Genomic DNA, 16,296 nt, shown 5'->3' on the forward strand with positions numbered 1-16,296 from the left:
CCCATTTTCTGATCACATGTAAATTCAGCTGCGCCGGATCTTGATCGCCCAGGCGACTGCAAACACCGGTACGGCCAGGCCGATCCAGGAAAGACCATCCCGCCAGCCGTCGCCCGTGAGTGCGCTGACCAGGCCGACAGAACTCAAGATGGCGATAGCCAAGGGCAGCGCGAACACGCGGCGCAGAGACAGGCGGTGCTTCATTCGGCTGGAACCGCGAGGCCGCCGGTTTCAACTTCCCGCACATGGGCGTCGGTGGATGTCCGTCGCTTGCCCAGCCAAAGATAAATGCCGGAGCCCAGCACGATCATCGTGAAAAGCGTCAATAGCGCCCAAAGTATCTTGAGCGGCAGCCCGCCATAATCGCCGAAATGCAGCGGCTGCGACAGCGAAAGCGCCTTATTGTACCAAGGCATGGGGCGAGAGGCGACGAACGCGCCGGTTTCGGCATCGATCAGCGCGGGCGTCAAAAGCCGCTGCGTCAGCGGCGTGTCGCCCTGGAAGAATACGGCATAATGATGCTTGGAGCTGTAGCTGCCGCCAGGAAAGGCAATGAATTGCGGATTGTTGCCTGGCAGCGCCTTGCGCGCCTCCGCCATCGCCTTGTCGATCGAGCCATAGCGCGACGGCGGCACCGCGCCTTTGCCGGCATACTCACGGGTCATTTGGGCCAGCTCAGTGCGCTGCCACAGCTGCATGATTGGCGTCGCCAGCGTATTGATCACGCCCGTCGTGCCCACCACGATGGTCCAGGCCAAGGCGGTGATGCCAAGGAGATTATGATAATCGAGCCACCTCAAACGGCGAGAGCGGGCAGTCCGCACCGTGCCGAAGGGCAGCTTTCGCATGAATGGCGCATACAGAACCACGCCGGAAATGATCGCGACCAGGAACAGCACGCCCATTGCACCCAAGAACAGCATGCCGGGCAGTCCCAAAAACATGTCCGTATGGAGCTGCAACAGGAAGTGCATCACGCCGCTTTCATCCACATGGCCGACCTGTTTCCCGGTTGAGCGATCCCACAGCTGGATCGACATCGTGCCGGACGGCGCATCGGGGGCAGGGGCGGTCGTGACGGTCATCGACGGTTGATCATTGTCGAATGCCATGAACACAGGCACCTCGCCCGGCTTCTCTACAAGGGCCTTGGCAAGGATGGTGTCGAGCGGAAGCAGGCCCGGCGCTTCTGTCGAAGATCCCACTCCCGGCATGCCGAGCCGCGGAGCGCTTTCCGTCAGCGCGTCGATCTCATCATGGAAGATCAGCGGCAGCCCGGTGACGCACAGCATCATCAGGAACAGGGTGCAAATGAGGCTCGTCCACTTGTGGATCAGGAACCAGCTGCGGATCGAATGGCTTGTCACGATGGTTCCCGAAGAATGCGAACAACTCGCATTAGCCCTTAGCTCGCCTTCTTTGGTCGATCAATCATATCCATGCGCCTGTGCTACCTGGTAGCAGTTGTCCAAACGGTGAGGTGGCGCATCGAGGTCTTTGGTTATGCGGCGGTTGCCCGCATAGAATTCCCGCGCGAGCTTAATGTGCGTAGATCATCCGGCGCGTCATGCCGCCATCGACAGTGATCTGCTGTCCGGATCGGGTTGCCGCCGGGAATGTTCGCCTTACGCGTGTCCTGATAGGGTTCGCCGAACCGGTTGAGGAAGACGTGGCCCTGTGTCGGCTTTCCGCGCCGTTCCCAGATCGGACTTAGCATTTCGAAGACCCGCGGATGCATCGGCACCGATTTGATGACGGCGTTTTGCTGTGATTGAGCCGGATCGATCTTTCCTTCATGTCGATCCCATCGACGCCCCACTGTATCTGCAAGGCGGTCTGGATGCGCGGGCCCTGGAAAGCCAGCATGGTTGATCGCCGCCTGAAACACCGATCCGCATTCCTGAAGGAGGTGGCACATTCCGGTGCTCGCACGGCGTCGGCCGTGCCTGGCTGGGAAGGAGTGCCACCAGACCTTGAAGGGGCTTGTGCGTGTTTTGGGGGAGGGCGGGCTTTTATGGGCGCCGAAGGCATCGTTTCGTTATCGTAATATGGTTGTCATGTGCAACTGTGGAAACGAGCCGTCCGCCGACCATCGTCGAGACGTCATATGGCTTTGTGCAAGCAGGTTCACGAGGCACGCGCGAATCGGGATTTCGCTGGTTCGCCCGGCATTTTCATGCCCAGAATTTGCCCAAACGGGGTGGAATTTGCCCAAAATTTGCCCAGAAAAATCGTGGGCACGGCAGGGCTCGGCGCCTCCGCCAGGCAAACAAAAACCCCGCCAAACCGTTGATTTGACGGGGTTTTCGATGGTGGGCGTGGCAAGGATTGAACTTGCGACCCCTGCGATGTCAACACAGTGCTCTACCACTGAGCTACACGCCCACGGGAGTTGCGCCAATAGCGGCGGTCGGGGGGTGTGCAAGCGGGAAATTCGCTTGCGCGTTCAATTCTCTGATGGGAGTGTTCCGCGCTCCGGCGGCGCGGTCAAACGTGCGATTTTCAGTTGAGTCCAGTCATGCTGTTGCTGCCAAAGATCCGGTCGATCTCCAGCACCAGGTCGCGCAGATGAAATGGCTTGGACAGCACTTTGGCCTGCGGCACGGCCTTGCCGGCCTTCAATGTGACGGCGGCAAATCCGGTGATGAACATGATTCGCGTGTCCGGCGCCACCGCCGCGGCATGCTGGGCCAGTTCGATGCCGTCCATCTCCGGCATGACGATGTCGGTCAGCAACAGGTCGAACGGTTCGCTGTCGATGTACGGCACCGCCTGCGCCCCGGTAGCCACGGCCACCACATCATAACCCGACCGCTCCAGCGCGCGGGCGAGATAGGTGCGCATGCTGTCATCATCTTCGGCCAGCAAAATTCGAACCATCGCTTGGGTCAGTCTCGTCTCTGGCCGTTTCCGGCGGATCTGGTGCGGCACCCCTCGCGGGTGGCGCTGCATGTCATTATATGCGACAACAAACATAGATATCCAGCCGGGTAACCATTTTTGGCCGCGTCCTGTGGAAGGAGATATTTTGAGCTATTCCGCACCGCGCATTCCGGCCGAATCCACCTTGTCACATGATCTGTACGGACCGGAACGGCCGATCGCCCCGGTCATCATTTCCGTTCCCCATGCCGGACGCGATTATGACGCGGCGCTGCTGAATGCGGCCAGGGTCGCGCCGGACGTGCTTCGGCGGCTGGAAGATCGCTGGGCGGACCTGCTGGCCCATCCGCTGATCGACCGGGGCTATCATGTTCTGGTTGCTCGCGCGCCGCGCGCCATGATCGACCTGAACCGCCACGAGCGAGAGATTGATCCAGCGATGGTTGCGGCCATGCCGCGCGACATCCCGCTACAGGGCAGTGCGAAGCTGCGCGGCGGACTGGGCCTCATTCCCCGGCGGTTGCCCGGCGCCTATGAATTGTGGCAGCGGCCGATAGGCTGGGACGAAGTGCGCCGCCGCATTGACCTCATCCATCGCCCTTATCACGCCACGATCAGCCGGATGATGCGCGCGGCGAGGGAGGCGCATGGCCACGCCGTGCTGATCGACCTGCATTCCATGCCGCCGCTTGCGCCCCCTGCGGCGGGGCAGCCCGCCCCGGCAGTCGTGCTGGGCGACCGCTTCGGCCGCGCCGCTTCCACGCGCCTGATGACGCTGGCGGCGGATGTGCTGGCGGGTCATGGGCTGACGGTAGCGCAAAACCATCCCTATGCCGGCGACCATATGATCGAACGGCATGGGAAGCCGGCCCATGACCTTTATGCGATGCAGGTGGAAGTGGACCGCAGCCTTTATCTGGACGCGGCCCTGGACAGGCCCGGCCCCGGCCTGCCGCGGCTTCAGGCGATCATCGGGTCGTTGGTCGAAGCAATCGCCGCTGAACTGCCGCGCGCCGCTTATCCGCTCGCCGCCGAATAGCGGCAGGCGGGGCTTCAGCCGTCAGCTCGCCTGCTGGTTCGTCAGGTCGCGAGTGGGGCGCGAACCCCACAAGGCGTAGAACAGGATGTACAGTTCACACACCGCCGTCAGCAGGAAGGAATTTTGCAGGCCGTAATTATCGGCCAGCCACCCCTGCACCACGACCAGCGATCCGCCCGCGATGGCCATGACCAGCAGGCCCGACCCTTCTTCCGTCAATGGCCCCAGCCCGCGAATGCCGAGCGCAAAGATGGTCGGGAACATGATGGAATGAAAAAGCCCGACGAGGATTAACGACCACATCGCAATGGGGCCATCGGACAGGACCGTGACGATCATCACGATGAAGGCGCCGGTGGCGAAGGCAGCCAGCACCTTGCCGGCATCGAACCTTTGCATGATCGCGGAACCGGCGAAGCGGCCGACCATCATGCCACCCCAAAGGAAGGTCAGGTAACGGCCCGCCTGCTCATGGGTAAGGTTCGCGATGTCCGGCTGGCTGACGAAATTCACGAACAGGTTGGCGACGCCGATTTCCGCCAGAACATAGATGAAGATCGCCGGAATGCCGAAAACCAGGTTGCGATGCGCCCAAATGGAATGCTTTTTGCGATCTTCCCGCGCCATCCGTCTCGTCGCTGATCCCATGGCGGGCAGGGGGAAGCGGGCAATGATGATCGCCAGCGCCACCAGCACCAGCGCGACAATGCCATAGGGCAGGATCACCGACTGCGCGTCGGCAATCCGCTCCGCCTCGGTCAGCACGGTTCCGGCGGCGGATGTGCCGCCCTTCGACCGGCCCAGGATCAGGTATGCGCCGAACAGGGGCGCCAGCATCGTTCCGGCGGAATTCATCGCCTGCACCAGGTTCAGGCGCGACGATGCGGTTTCCGGCTTGCCGACCACGACGACATAGGGGTTCGCGGCGACCTGAAGCAGCGTGATGCCGCTGGCGATGATGAACAGCATGGCCAGCGTCACGCCATAGGAGGGCAGGCTCGCCGCCAGCATCATGCCAAGCGATCCTGCCGCCATGACGAGCAGACCGATCACCAGCGACTTTTGATAACCCACGCGCTCAATCAGCTTGGCCGAAGGCACGGACGCGAAGAAATAGGCGATGAACCAGACGGATTCGATCAGCGTGGTTTGCGTGTAGCTAAGGTCGAACACGCTGCGCAGATGCGGCAGCAGCGTATTGTTGATGACGGTGATGAACCCCCACATGAAGAAGAGGCTGGCAAGCAGCGTCAGGGCAGGGCCGTAGCGGGTGGCGGGGTTATGATCGGCCGCCGTGGCGGATGATGAGAGGGGGGCTGGCATTCATCTTCTCCAAAAGCGGCGGTCGGCTTCTGCTTTTCCGATATGTCGGCGTATATATCGGCTGGTCGAGCGTCAACGTGCGTCGATAATTATCGAACATGATCGTCCTATTGTCTCTCGCTGCCGATGACAAGCAGGCTGAATAGCTATCCGCCGGGCGGTGCGGAGCTGTCGCGCGGAACCAGTTCGAACCGGAATGCGGGGGCTTCTGCGGGGCCATTGATCAACGCATCGATCACGGCGGCCCCCATCTCGGCCAGCGGTTGGCGCACGGTGGTAAGCGGAGGCCATGCGGTGAGACTTGCCGGCGTATCGTCAAACCCGACGACGGAAAGCTGCCCCGGCACTGTCAGCCCGCGTTGCCGAGCCAGCGCCAGCACGCCCAGCGCCATGTCGTCATTGGTCGCGAATATCGCCGTGGGCGGCTCGTCCAGGTTCAGCAGGCGTTCGCCCGCCGCCATGCCCGAAGCGTAATCGAACGCGCCCTCGACGAACAGGGCCTCGTCGCTGGCCACCCCTGCGGCCGTCAATCCTTCGCGAAATCCATCGACCCGGCAAGCGGCCGCCCGATGAAAGGGGGGCGGCGTGATAATGCCGATGCGGCGATGGCCCAGCGCAATCAGATGATCGGCGACCATCCTTCCCGCATCCAGTTCGGGCGTCGGGATATTGAGGCTTTGCGTCGTGACCGATCCGGCGATCCGCGCGCAGGGAAGGTTCCGGTCGGCCAGCCACTGCAGCACGGCCGGATCGTCCGACAGGGGCGGGGCAAGGAAAACGCCATCGGGCCGAAGCGCGGCCACAAGCCCCTCCAGAATGTCAAACCGTGCCGTACCGTCCAGCGGGATCAGCTCGACCACCAGATGATAGCCAAGGGCTCGGCACCGGGTCACCGCGCCTGCCTGAATGCCGCTGATATAGCTCGCCACCGGGTTGTTGTAGAGGAAGGCGATCATGAATGACCGGCCCCCTGCGAGCCGGCGCGCCGACTGGTTGGGGCGGTAGTCGAGCTGCGCGATCGCGGCCATCACGCGATCGCGCAGCGCGTCGCTCACGTTAGAAGCCTTGTTGACCACCCTGGACACGGTCTTGATGGAGACGCCGGCCTGGGCCGCGACGTCATGAATACTCGACATAAAGATCCCGCCGGGCAATCAGCAGCCTGGCTTGCAACCTGTGCCTCACAATGTGCGATCGCCTGTCATGCCCCTGCCTTGGCACGAAAATGGCGCGCGAAACAAGCGGCTACTGGCGGATGTCCAGCCAAAAGCAGGCGACCGTCCTCGTCGCTCAAAAAAGAGCTTGATCGCTCATCACAAATCATTAGAAGTCAAAAGACAGCGTTGTCATTCTCCGCGAATGGCGATGATGGTCATCCCGGACAGCTTCGGCCTACTGCACGAGGAAGCGGCTGTCCGGGATGCGCTCTTCACTGCGCCTGATCCTGCCGCCATCCATGCGCGCCGATCAGCGGTACAAACTGAACAGCCTCCAGCTTCTGCAATTCAAAGCTATCCTCACCGGTACGGATGACGCGGACCAGCTGCTGTTCGCTTGCACTCCCCACCGGCATCACCAGCCGCCCGCCAATCGCCAGCTGTTCGCGCAGCGGCTGCGGCACGGCGGGACCGCCTGCGGCCACCAGTATCGCGTCGAAAGGCGCCTGCTCCGGCCAGCCTTCCGTCCCGTCGCCGGTGCGGATCGCCACATTGTCATAGCCAAGCTGTTCCATCCGCCCGCGCGCCAGCGCAGCCAGTTCGCCCACGCGGTCTATCGCAAAGACATGCGCGGCCACCCGGCTCATGACCGCCGCGGCGTAACCGGACCCGACGCCGATCTCCAGCACCCGGTCGGCGGGGCCTATCGCCGCCGCCTCGATCATCCGCGCAACGATATAGGGCTGCGATATGGTCTGCCCGGCCTCGACGGGCAGGGGCCTGTCGTCATAGGCCAACGCCCGCAGTTCTTCGGGCACGAAGCGTTCGCGGGGCACTTCGCGCATCGCCGCGAGCAGGCGCGCGCCGCCAATGCCGCGGCCTGCGATCTGCCGCTTCACCATCATCTGGCGCAGGCGCTCCAAGTCCGCCATTCCGCCTCCTGACCCTTAAACTCAATGGGTGCGAATCGGCCGCGCTCTTTTTCGCCACTATATCCTTTCGCCGCCGAACATGCGGCGCCCTGATTCCGCCGCAGGTCCCGAGGGGCCGCCTGATCGTCCAGCCGTTCGCTCTACCCGGCCTGCCGCGCGACCTGCCGGTCCAGCACGTCCCGCACCTTGCCCGCCAACTCGGCATAGGTGAAAGGCTTGGTCAGCAGTTCAACGCCCGGATCCAGCCGGCCATGGTGGAAAATGGCGTTCCGCGCATAGCCCGTCGCGAACAATATCTTCAAATCGGGCCGGCGCACCGATGCCTCTCGCGCGACATCCGCGCCTGTCATTCCGCCCGGCAGCACGACGTCGGTGAACAGCAGATCGACCGGAGGCGCCGCCTGCTCCAGCGCGTCCAGCGCGGCGGCGCCGTTGCTGGCTTCGACAACGCGATAACCCAGTTCGGTCAGCACCTCCACGGCATAGGCCCGCACCTTTTCGTCATCCTCGCATACCAGCACCGTTTCATGGTTGCCGCCGGGGGGCTGGCGCGGGGCTTCCCCCGGTGCATCCCGGTCATTGGCGACGACGGGGCCATGATAGCGGGGCAGGTATATCTTGACGCTCGTCCCGTGACCGACTTCTGAATAGACCCGGATATGTCCACCGGACTGCTTGATGAAGCCATAGACCATCGACAGGCCCAGCCCGGTGCCCCGCCCCACATCCTTGGTGGTGAAAAAGGGTTCGATCGCGTGGCTCAACGTGTCGGCGTCCATGCCCTCACCGGTGTCGGACATGCTGATCAGCACATATTGGCCCGGCGCGACATCATCTTCCTGCGCGGCATAATGGTCGTCAATATGCGTGTTGGCCACTTCGATGGTCAGCTTGCCCCCGTCCGGCATCGCATCGCGCGCGTTGACCGCCAGGTTCAGCAGGGCGTTTTCCATCTGGTTGATGTCGATTTCCACGGGCCACGCACGCGCGGTCTGGATCGTTTCGACTTCGACCCGCTCGCCCAGCGTGCGGGACAACAGATCGGACATGTGGCTGACCAGCCGGTTGGGATCGACGCGCTCCGGGGTCAAAGGCTGGCGACGGGAAAATGCCAGCAGCCGCTGAGTCAGCATCGCCGCCCGCTCCGCCCCGGCCATTGCGTTGTCGGCTACGCGGCGCAGCCGTTCATTGTCCTTCAGCCCGCGTTGCAGCAGCTCCAGATTGCCCGTCACCACCTGCAACAGATTGTTGAAATCATGGGCGACGCCGCCGGTCAGCTGGCCCAGCGTCTCCATCTTCTGCGCTTGCCGCAGCGCCGCTTCCGCGTCGGCCAGCGCCTTTGCATGGGCGCGTTGCTCCGTCACGTCCCTCGCCACGCAGTAAATCAGGTCATTGTCGGGCACCGCTGTCCAGCTGAACGTCCGATACTCGCCGCTCTTGGCCCGAAAGCGGTTTTCGAAGCGCAGCGTTGGCGCGCCATTTTTCAGGGCTTCTATCTCGCCTTGCGTATGTGCCGCGTCGTCGGGATGCTCCATCCATTTGGACGTCCGGCCGATCAGCTCCTCTTCGCTCCATCCCAATATGTCGGTCCAGGCGGGACTTGCCGACAGCCAGACGCCGTTCATGTCGGCGACCAGAAACGGATCGCGGGCCAAGGTCCATAGACGGGTGCGCTCGGCCAGCATCTCGCGTTCGGCCCTGACGCGCCTGGTGGTTTCATTGACGATGCACAACGCGCCGCCGATCGATCCGTCGCCTTCGAACACGGGTGAATAGCTGATGTCGAAAAACACTTCTTCGCCGCGCCCACCGTCGCGCTCGATATAGAATGGCCGATCCTTGGCATGGACGGTCTCGCCATTCTGGATGACGGACAGCAGCAACGGTTCCAGATCGTGCCATAGCTCCGCCCAGTTTTCGCGCGCCGGGCGGCCAAGCGCGACGGGATGCTTGTCCCCGATCGTCGGCGCATAGGCTTCATTATAGAGGGCGCACAGGTCCGGGCCCCAGAACAGCACGATCTCCGCCTTGGCAGACAGGATCAGCCGTACCGTCGAGACCAGGGCCGGGGTCCAGCTTTCCACCGGACCCAGCGGCGATTGATCGTCGATGCGCGCCGTCAGCTCGCCCAGCGGGCCCTGCGCGGCGATCAATCCGGCGACGCCGTTCGCCAGCGCCGTCATCGATTATCCTCTGTTAAGAACTGCATAGACGGGGATACGTCTGTCTGACCAATTGTATCCCGGACCTGTTATGCGCTGCGACCTTTTGTCCATGGGTCACCCTCTTGCAACAGCAGGGGCATCGGCGCATGGATCCGCCTCATGACCGCAATCGCCCTTCGCCGCCCGGCCATGGCCGCTCCCCGACCTGTGTCCATTGCCCGCTGGCTGCTGGTGGTCGCGGCGCTGGTTTTCGGCATGGTGGTGGTGGGCGGCATCACGCGGCTGACCGAATCGGGTCTTTCGATCACCCAGTGGAAACCGATTACCGGGGCCATTCCGCCGCTGACCCATGACCAGTGGATGGACGCGTTCCGCCTGTATCAGCAGATCCCCGAATATCAGCAGTTGCGACAGGGCATGACGCTCTCCGAATTCCAGTTCATCTTCTTCTGGGAATGGGTCCATCGGCTGCTTGGCCGCCTGATCGGCGTCGCTTTCGCGCTGCCCCTGTTGTGGTTCGCCTGGCGCCGGGCGATCCCCGCAGGCTATGGCCCGCGCCTCGTCGCGTTGCTCGCGCTGGGCGGGCTTCAGGGCGCGATCGGCTGGTGGATGGTGACGTCCGGCCTGTCGGTCCGCACCGATGTCAGCCATTACCGGCTTGCGGTTCATCTGCTGACGGCGCTCTTCATCATCGGTGGCCTCATCTGGACGGCGCTTGATCTTCTGGCACTGGCGCGGGACCGGTCCGCCCGCCCTGCGGCCCTGCGGCCCTTCGCGCTGGTCGTTCTGCTGGCGCTGTTCGTCCAGCTCCTGTTCGGCGCTTTTACCGCCGGGCTTGATGCGGGCTATGTTTCCAGCACCTGGCCGCTGATGAACGACCATCTCGTGCCCCAGGGGATCGAATGGCTGGGGTCGCTCTGGGCCACCATCTCCGGCGATCCCTATCTTGTCCATTTCATCCATCGCTGGTGGGCCTGGGCCGCCGCCGCCGCGCTCATCCTGCTCGCGCGCCGGGCGAAGGGGGCAGGGGCGCGCGGCGCTTCTATCGCGATCAACGCTTCGGTCGGCACGCAGATCGCGCTCGGCATCGCCACCGTCGTTACCGGCATCGCCCTGCCTCTGGCCGTGCTGCACCAGGCGGTGGGCGCGCTGGTGGTCGCTTCGGCCGCCTGGGGCGCGCACGTCGTGGGGATGCGCGGATCCGCCGTTTCCTGACGGGTATTATTTTACCCGTCAGGAAACGAGCCGAATCTCTTGACTTCTTGAGGGTCACCCGTCATTAGCCCCCATCTTCCGGCCGCCCGAAAATGCGTTCGGTTCACTATTTCATTCTGGAGATTGGCACCATGAAGGCGCTGATGAAGACCACCAAGCCGGCAACCCCGGCAACGGTCGAAAAGAAGTGGGTCCTGATCGACGCGGAAGGTCTCGTCGTCGGCCGCCTCGCTTCGACCGTCGCAAACATCCTGCGCGGCAAGCACAAGCCGTCCTTCACCCCGCACGTCGATTGTGGTGACAATGTCATCATCATCAACGCTGGCAAGGTGAAGTTCACCGGCAAGAAGCTGACCGACAAGGTTTACTACAAGCACACCGGCTATGCCGGCGGCATCAAGGAAACCACGCCTGCCAAGATCCTGGAAGGCCGTTTCCCTGAGCGCGTCCTGGAAAAGGCCGTTGAGCGCATGATTCCCCGCGGTCCGCTTGGCCGCCAGCAGATGCGCAACCTGCGCATCTTCGCCGGCGCCGAACATCCGCACGAAGCGCAGAACCCCGAAGTGCTCGATTTCGCGTCGCGCAACCGCAAGAACAAGGTGGGTGCATAATGTCCGATAACCGCCAGTCCCTGTCCGACCTCGCGTCGCTGACCACCAACGCTCCGGCCCCTGCTGCTGCGGCTGCTGCCGACAATGTTGCTGCCGACGCGCCTATCGCACCCGTTCAGCCGTCCGCTCCCCTGCGTGAGCAGGAAATCGACAGCCTCGGCCGCGCCTATGCTACCGGCCGCCGCAAGGATGCCGTCGCTCGCGTCTGGGTAAAGCCCGGCACCGGCAAGATCACGGTCAACGGCCGCGATCAGGAAATCTATTTCGCCCGTCCGACGCTGCGTCTGGTTATCAACCAGCCCTTCGGCGTTACCGAACGCGAAGGCCAGTATGACGTGATCGCTACCGTCAAGGGCGGCGGTCTTTCGGGTCAGGCCGGCGCGGTCAAGCATGGCATCGCCCAGGCGCTGTCGAAGTACGAGCCTGCGTTGCGCAGCGCGGTCAAGGCCGAAGGCTTCCTGACCCGCGACAGCCGCGTCGTTGAACGTAAGAAGTACGGCAAGGCCAAGGCCCGCCGCAGCTTCCAGTTCTCGAAGCGCTAAGCTTTCACTCGCAAGAGTTTTGGGGAGGGGCCGGATTTCCGGCCCCTTTCTTTTGTCGTCCGCCGTTGCGCAACCGTATCGACGGCAACCTTTCCTGTCTTCGGTTGGTTCACCTTCAGTAACTTACATCAGGAGGACGCGATGGGTGAACTGACCGACAAGGTAAAAGCAGCTGGAAACAAGATGGCCGGTGCAGCCAAAGAAAACGTGGGCCGCAACAAGGGCGACGCCGATCTGGTCGCGGAAGGCAAGGCGCAGAAGGCCAAGGGCGCTGCGCAGGACGTCAAGGGCTCGATCAAGGGCGCACTTGGCGACGATATCTGATCAGGTAGATTCTAACGGGAAAAGGGCCTTGCCGCTGGCGAGGCCTTTTTCTTATCCGACGACTTCCGCCCCGTGAGCGGACTTGCTCTCTTCTTCAGGTGTACGGAGATAGGCACGCACACCCCAGACCTGCAATCCATAAAAGCCCCAGGCAACCAGCGTCGAATAGGCGAACCAGCGCGTCCACCGCTGCATTGAACCTGTCCATCTGCGCTGGAATGAATGGTCCCCGGTGGAAAGTCGAATAAAGATTGCTATGGCTGGCGGGACCTTAGGTCGCTTTGCGGGACAAGAATCATGAGCAGGCGTTATTTCGGCACCGATGGTATCCGGGGCCGCACCAACCAGTGGCCGATGACGGCGGAACTGGCGATGAAGGTCGGCATGGCCGCTGGCAAGCATTTCCAGCGCGGCAGCCATCGCCATCGGGTAGTGATCGGCAAGGATACCCGCCTGTCGGGCTATATGGTCGAAAATGCCCTTGTCGCGGGCTTTACCGCGGTCGGCATGGATGTGGTCCAGTTCGGCCCGATCCCGACGCCTGCTGTGGCGCTGCTTGCGCATTCGATGCGCGCGGATCTGGGCGTCATGATCTCCGCCAGCCATAATCCCTATGCCGACAATGGCATCAAGCTGTTCGGCCCTGACGGCTACAAACTGTCCGACGAGGACGAGCTGAAGATAGAGGCGATGCTGGAGCAGGATATTGCGCTCGCCGCATCGCCCGACATTGGCCGCGCGCGCCGCGTGGAGGATGCGCGCGGTCGCTATATTCATGCCGTCAAGTCGAGCTTTCCGGCTGACCTGCGCCTAGATGGGCTGAAGATCGTCGTCGATTGCGCCAATGGCGCCGCCTATCAGGTCGCGCCTTCGGCCCTGTGGGAACTGGGCGCGGAGGTGATCGCGATCGGCGTCACGCCCAATGGCGTCAACATCAATGACGGGTGCGGATCGACCTCACCACTGCTCTGTCAGGAAACGGTCGTGTCATCGGGCGCAGACATCGGCATCGCGCTGGACGGCGACGCGGACCGGCTGATCGTCGTGGATGAAAAGGGGCAGATCGTCGATGGCGATCAGATCATGGCGCTGATCGCTGGCAATTTCGCGCGAGACGGGCTTCTGCGCGGCGGCGGACTGGTCGCGACCGTCATGTCTAACCTTGGTCTGGAACGCCACCTCATGGGGCAGGGCATCAACCTTGAGCGCACAAAGGTCGGCGACCGCTATGTGCTGGAGCGGATGCGGGAGGGCGGCTTCAATGTGGGCGGCGAACAATCCGGTCACATGATCCTGTCCGACTACGCAACGACCGGAGACGGCACGGTGGCGGGGTTACAGGTGCTGGCGGCGCTGGTCCGTGCGGGCAAGCCGGCGAGTGAAGTGCTGCATCAGTTCGATCCCGTGCCTCAACTGCTCAAAAATGTCCGTTTCTCTGGCGGTAAGCCGTTGGAGCATGAGGATGTGAAGCGCGTCATCGCGCAGGCGGAGGCTGAACTCAACGGATGCGGCCGTCTGGTCATCCGGCCGTCCGGGACCGAACCGGTGATCCGCGTCATGGCCGAAGGCGACCGCGAGGATCAGGTGAAGGATGTGGTCGAACGCATTTGCGATGCGGTGGTGAGGGTCGCTGCATGAGGAACGGCGCTGATGCTTGAGATGCGTCCCGATTGCGAGCGTTGTGGGATGGACCTGCCCGCAGACGTGCCCGGCGCTTTCATCTGCTCTTTCGAATGCACCTTCTGCGCGCCCTGTGCCGAAGCGCTGGATGATCGCTGCCCCAATTGCGGCGGCGAGTTGATGGATCGTCCTACGCGCATGGGTGACGTGCTCGCCCGTCATCCCGCATCAACACAGCGCCGACACAAGGCATGAAGCCAGCACGCATCCTGATCATCGCCGGGTCGGACAGCGGCGGGGGGGCTGGCGTTCAGGCCGACATCCGGACTGTCACGCTGCTTGGCGGTCATGCGATGACCGCGATCACCGCCGTCACGGCCCAGAACACGCTGGGCGTTCAGGGCGTCCATGCCGTACCCGCGCAGATGGTGGTGCAGCAGATGGATAGCGTCATCAGCGATATTGGCGTCGATGCGGTGAAGATCGGCATGATCGGTTCGGCCGAAACCGCCGCTGCCGTCGCAGACCGTCTTGCCGGGTTGGAGAATGTGCCGATTGTTTTCGACCCCGTCATGGTCGCGACCAGCGGCTCCGTCCTCGCGGACGAGGCTACCATTGCCGCGTTCGAACGGCTGATGGCGCTCGCAACTCTGGTGACGCCCAATATCCCTGAGCTTGAAGCACTGGGCGGGGATGGCATCGCAATACGCTTCGCAACCAATGTGCTGGCCAAGGGCGGTCACGGCGACGGGACCATGCTGACAGACCGGCTGATCGGCCCGAAGGGCGTGCGCAAGGCGTGGAGCAACGCGCGGATCGATACGCGGCACACGCATGGCACGGGCTGCACCCTCGCCAGCGCCATCGCGACCGGGCTGGGGCAGGGATACGAGCTGATCGACGCCATTGAACGCGCACGCAAATATGTTCGGGAGGCGCTGGTTTTGGCGCCGGGGCTGGGGCAGGGCCACGGGCCGATGGGCACGCCGTTCGGATTTCACCTCCATGCCTGATTTCGCGCATGAGCTTTTGCATCATCCCGGTCTCGTTGCCGGGGTCGATGAGGCGGGCAGGGGGCCGCTGGCCGGGCCGGTTGTGGCTGCCGCCGTCATCCTGCGGCAGGAAGATTGCCCGGACGGCCTCAACGACAGCAAGCAATTGACCGCCGCCCGCCGCGCCGTGCTGGAGGGAGAGATAAAGGCGCGCGCCCTCTGTTGGGGCATAGGCGTGGCGTCGGTTGAGGAAATAGACAGCATCAACATCCTCTGGGCAACCATGCTGGCGATGACGCGGGCGATGGGGGCGTTGAGCCATGATTGCGCGCATGTTCTGGTCGATGGCAATCGCTGTCCGCAGTGGCGCTGGACATCGACCGCTGTCGTGGAAGGGGACGCCAAATGCCTTTCCATCGCCGCCGCGTCGATACTGGCGAAGGAGGCGCGCGACCGGATGATGGTGGAGGCGGCGGCCGCGCACCCCCATTATGGATGGGAAACGAACAAGGGCTATGGCAGCCCGCGGCATCTCGCGGCGCTGCGCGAACATGGGCCGACACCGCTTCACCGCCGCAGCTTTGCGCCCGTCGCTCAATTGGTGCTGTTGTAGCTTAGCGCACCCACCGCCTTGTCCCTTGACGGGATGAGAGCGCCCGGTCAGCGCCAATTCCGGGCTAGCACCGCGCGTGCAGATGGTTAAGAAAGACTTAATGCGCTTTCTTCCAGCCCTCGCCCTGCTGGGTATTTGCACCCTGCCGTCCTGGACGCCATCTTTTGCCGCGCAACCGGGGGTAGTAGATGGCGAATCCCTGACTCCGGGCGGTTATCGCTGGCTCGAAGATGGGCCGTTCAGCGGGCCGCTCTACCTGATCATCAGCATCGAACGACAGATGATCCATGTCTATAATGGCGACCGCCTGGTGGGCATGGCCAGCGTATCGACCGGCGCTCGGGGGCACCGCACCCCGACAGGCGAGTTTGCCATCCTCCAGAAACGGGAATGGCACAGGTCGAACCTGTACAGCAACGCGCCCATGCCCTTCATGCAGCGGCTGACATGGGACGGCATCGCCCTGCATGCGGGGCATAATCCCGGCTATCCGGCGAGCCACGGCTGTATTCGCCTGCCTCATGCCTTTGCCCGCAAACTGTTCGCGCTCACCCGGTTGGGCACGCTGGTACGAGTGAATGCGGACGATCTTGGGCCGGCATTGATGCTCGACACGCTGGTGCTGAACGATCCCGGCACTGCCGTTGTGACGTTTACGCCCGGCGCACAGCCTCCCGCAATGCGGACGGCGCCGGTTGAACTCGCGACACGGGACACCCCGACGCTGGCCATCGATCCCAGCGTGTTTCGTCCGCGATTGCGGTGGTGACATAAAAAGCACCCCGCGTCAATCGCGCGACAGGAAAATCGCTGGTAAAAGACATTAAGAAGCGGTCGCCACCGGGCCTGGGGGCAACCGCTTCCCAACCCCCCGCTTGGG

The 16,296-nt window shown here is 63.1% G+C and carries 18 protein-coding genes and 1 tRNA gene; 10 read left to right on the forward strand and 9 right to left on the reverse strand.

Annotated features, from left to right (window positions below; genetic code table 11):
* Positions 1–24 precede the first annotated feature (24 nt).
* From B6S01_RS20865 to cpdR, 4 genes are all read right to left on the reverse strand, one after another.
* Entirely contained in the window at positions 25–204 is a 180-nt protein-coding gene (locus B6S01_RS20865; RefSeq protein WP_037462554.1) for a hypothetical protein, read from the reverse strand.
* Complete coding sequence (locus tag B6S01_RS11890) at positions 201–1,367, reverse strand: PepSY-associated TM helix domain-containing protein (protein ID WP_037462551.1); 1,167 nt, start codon at positions 1,365–1,367, stop codon at positions 201–203. Before B6S01_RS11890 ends, B6S01_RS20865 begins: the two co-directional genes overlap by 4 nt.
* A gap of 943 nt (positions 1,368–2,310) precedes the next feature.
* Positions 2,311–2,385, reverse strand: a tRNA-Val gene (locus B6S01_RS11900).
* A 117-nt stretch (positions 2,386–2,502) separates the two neighbouring features.
* Complete coding sequence (gene cpdR, locus B6S01_RS11905; protein WP_037462549.1) at positions 2,503–2,880, reverse strand: cell cycle two-component system response regulator CpdR; 378 nt, start codon at positions 2,878–2,880, stop codon at positions 2,503–2,505.
* A 148-nt stretch (positions 2,881–3,028) separates the two neighbouring features.
* On the opposite strand from cpdR, the gene B6S01_RS11910 reads away from it, so the two are divergent.
* A complete protein-coding gene (locus tag B6S01_RS11910) occupies positions 3,029–3,922 on the forward strand; it encodes an N-formylglutamate amidohydrolase (protein ID WP_037462695.1) in 894 nt (297 codons plus the stop codon).
* Between the two features lie 21 nt (positions 3,923–3,943).
* Here the strand turns inward: B6S01_RS11910 and B6S01_RS11915 are convergent, their stop codons facing one another.
* From B6S01_RS11915 to B6S01_RS11930, 4 genes are all read right to left on the reverse strand, one after another.
* Positions 3,944–5,245, reverse strand: a complete 1,302-nt coding sequence (locus B6S01_RS11915; RefSeq protein WP_037462546.1) for a sugar MFS transporter — start codon at positions 5,243–5,245, stop codon at positions 3,944–3,946.
* Between the two features lie 146 nt (positions 5,246–5,391).
* Positions 5,392–6,381: a LacI family DNA-binding transcriptional regulator gene (locus B6S01_RS11920; protein ID WP_037462544.1), complete on the reverse strand. Its 990-nt coding sequence runs from the start codon at positions 6,379–6,381 to the stop codon at positions 5,392–5,394.
* Between the two features lie 293 nt (positions 6,382–6,674).
* Positions 6,675–7,334, reverse strand: a complete 660-nt coding sequence (locus tag B6S01_RS11925; protein ID WP_037462542.1) for a protein-L-isoaspartate(D-aspartate) O-methyltransferase — start codon at positions 7,332–7,334, stop codon at positions 6,675–6,677.
* A gap of 140 nt (positions 7,335–7,474) precedes the next feature.
* On the reverse strand, positions 7,475–9,517 hold the full coding sequence (locus B6S01_RS11930; protein ID WP_037462541.1) for a hybrid sensor histidine kinase/response regulator: 2,043 nt from the start codon (positions 9,515–9,517) through the stop codon (positions 7,475–7,477).
* A gap of 141 nt (positions 9,518–9,658) precedes the next feature.
* Here B6S01_RS11930 and B6S01_RS11935 point away from each other — a divergent pair, with 141 nt between their 5' ends.
* From B6S01_RS11935 to B6S01_RS11950, 4 genes are all read left to right on the forward strand, one after another.
* Positions 9,659–10,714, forward strand: a complete 1,056-nt coding sequence (locus B6S01_RS11935) for a COX15/CtaA family protein (protein WP_037462539.1) — start codon at positions 9,659–9,661, stop codon at positions 10,712–10,714.
* Positions 10,715–10,845: 131 nt separating this feature from the next.
* Positions 10,846–11,325, forward strand: coding sequence for a 50S ribosomal protein L13 (gene rplM, locus B6S01_RS11940; RefSeq protein ID WP_051908010.1), 480 nt, complete (start codon positions 10,846–10,848; stop codon positions 11,323–11,325).
* A complete protein-coding gene (rpsI, locus tag B6S01_RS11945; RefSeq protein ID WP_037462538.1) occupies positions 11,325–11,867 on the forward strand; it encodes a 30S ribosomal protein S9 in 543 nt (180 codons plus the stop codon). Before rplM ends, rpsI begins: the two co-directional genes overlap by 1 nt.
* A 141-nt stretch (positions 11,868–12,008) precedes the next feature.
* On the forward strand, positions 12,009–12,191 hold the full coding sequence (locus B6S01_RS11950; protein WP_037462536.1) for a CsbD family protein: 183 nt from the start codon (positions 12,009–12,011) through the stop codon (positions 12,189–12,191).
* Positions 12,192–12,242: 51 nt separating this feature from the next.
* Here the strand turns inward: B6S01_RS11950 and B6S01_RS21070 are convergent, their stop codons facing one another.
* Complete coding sequence (locus B6S01_RS21070) at positions 12,243–12,386, reverse strand: hypothetical protein (protein ID WP_156103307.1); 144 nt, start codon at positions 12,384–12,386, stop codon at positions 12,243–12,245.
* Between the two features lie 102 nt (positions 12,387–12,488).
* On the opposite strand from B6S01_RS21070, the gene glmM reads away from it, so the two are divergent.
* From glmM to B6S01_RS11975, 5 genes are all read left to right on the forward strand, one after another.
* On the forward strand, positions 12,489–13,829 hold the full coding sequence (gene glmM / locus B6S01_RS11955) for a phosphoglucosamine mutase (protein ID WP_037462534.1): 1,341 nt from the start codon (positions 12,489–12,491) through the stop codon (positions 13,827–13,829).
* Positions 13,830–13,841: 12 nt separating this feature from the next.
* A complete protein-coding gene (locus B6S01_RS11960; protein ID WP_037462533.1) occupies positions 13,842–14,066 on the forward strand; it encodes a DUF1272 domain-containing protein in 225 nt (74 codons plus the stop codon).
* Positions 14,063–14,824, forward strand: coding sequence for a bifunctional hydroxymethylpyrimidine kinase/phosphomethylpyrimidine kinase (gene thiD, locus B6S01_RS11965; protein WP_037462531.1), 762 nt, complete (start codon positions 14,063–14,065; stop codon positions 14,822–14,824). The genes B6S01_RS11960 and thiD overlap by 4 nt, the downstream gene beginning before the upstream one ends.
* The gene (locus B6S01_RS11970; protein WP_037462529.1) at positions 14,817–15,416 is read left to right on the forward strand and encodes a ribonuclease HII; all 600 of its coding nucleotides are present in this window, start codon (positions 14,817–14,819) and stop codon (positions 15,414–15,416) included. The genes thiD and B6S01_RS11970 overlap by 8 nt, the downstream gene beginning before the upstream one ends.
* A gap of 100 nt (positions 15,417–15,516) precedes the next feature.
* A complete protein-coding gene (locus B6S01_RS11975; RefSeq protein WP_037462527.1) occupies positions 15,517–16,185 on the forward strand; it encodes a L,D-transpeptidase family protein in 669 nt (222 codons plus the stop codon).
* Positions 16,186–16,296: the final 111 nt, after the last annotated feature.

It is taken from the genome of Sphingobium herbicidovorans (genome assembly GCF_002080435.1).
Lineage (GTDB): Bacteria > Pseudomonadota > Alphaproteobacteria > Sphingomonadales > Sphingomonadaceae > Sphingobium > Sphingobium herbicidovorans.

Coding starts and splice junctions, on each gene's coding strand:
- B6S01_RS20865 (WP_037462554.1), bottom strand. CDS start 204: ATGAAGCACCGCCTGTCTCTGCGCCGCGTGTTCGCGCTGCCCTTGGCT.
- cpdR (WP_037462549.1), bottom strand. CDS start 2,880: ATGGTTCGAATTTTGCTGGCCGAAGATGATGACAGCATGCGCACCTAT.
- B6S01_RS11915 (WP_037462546.1), bottom strand. CDS start 5,245: ATGCCAGCCCCCCTCTCATCATCCGCCACGGCGGCCGATCATAACCCC.
- B6S01_RS11920 (WP_037462544.1), bottom strand. CDS start 6,381: ATGTCGAGTATTCATGACGTCGCGGCCCAGGCCGGCGTCTCCATCAAG.
- B6S01_RS11925 (WP_037462542.1), bottom strand. CDS start 7,334: ATGGCGGACTTGGAGCGCCTGCGCCAGATGATGGTGAAGCGGCAGATC.
- B6S01_RS11930 (WP_037462541.1), bottom strand. CDS start 9,517: ATGACGGCGCTGGCGAACGGCGTCGCCGGATTGATCGCCGCGCAGGGC.
- B6S01_RS11935 (WP_037462539.1), top strand. CDS start 9,659: ATGACCGCAATCGCCCTTCGCCGCCCGGCCATGGCCGCTCCCCGACCT.
- rplM (WP_051908010.1), top strand. CDS start 10,846: ATGAAGGCGCTGATGAAGACCACCAAGCCGGCAACCCCGGCAACGGTC.
- rpsI (WP_037462538.1), top strand. CDS start 11,325: ATGTCCGATAACCGCCAGTCCCTGTCCGACCTCGCGTCGCTGACCACC.
- B6S01_RS11950 (WP_037462536.1), top strand. CDS start 12,009: ATGGGTGAACTGACCGACAAGGTAAAAGCAGCTGGAAACAAGATGGCC.
- B6S01_RS21070 (WP_156103307.1), bottom strand. CDS start 12,386: ATGCAGCGGTGGACGCGCTGGTTCGCCTATTCGACGCTGGTTGCCTGG.
- glmM (WP_037462534.1), top strand. CDS start 12,489: ATGAGCAGGCGTTATTTCGGCACCGATGGTATCCGGGGCCGCACCAAC.
- B6S01_RS11960 (WP_037462533.1), top strand. CDS start 13,842: ATGCTTGAGATGCGTCCCGATTGCGAGCGTTGTGGGATGGACCTGCCC.
- thiD (WP_037462531.1), top strand. CDS start 14,063: ATGAAGCCAGCACGCATCCTGATCATCGCCGGGTCGGACAGCGGCGGG.
- B6S01_RS11970 (WP_037462529.1), top strand. CDS start 14,817: ATGCCTGATTTCGCGCATGAGCTTTTGCATCATCCCGGTCTCGTTGCC.
- B6S01_RS11975 (WP_037462527.1), top strand. CDS start 15,517: ATGCGCTTTCTTCCAGCCCTCGCCCTGCTGGGTATTTGCACCCTGCCG.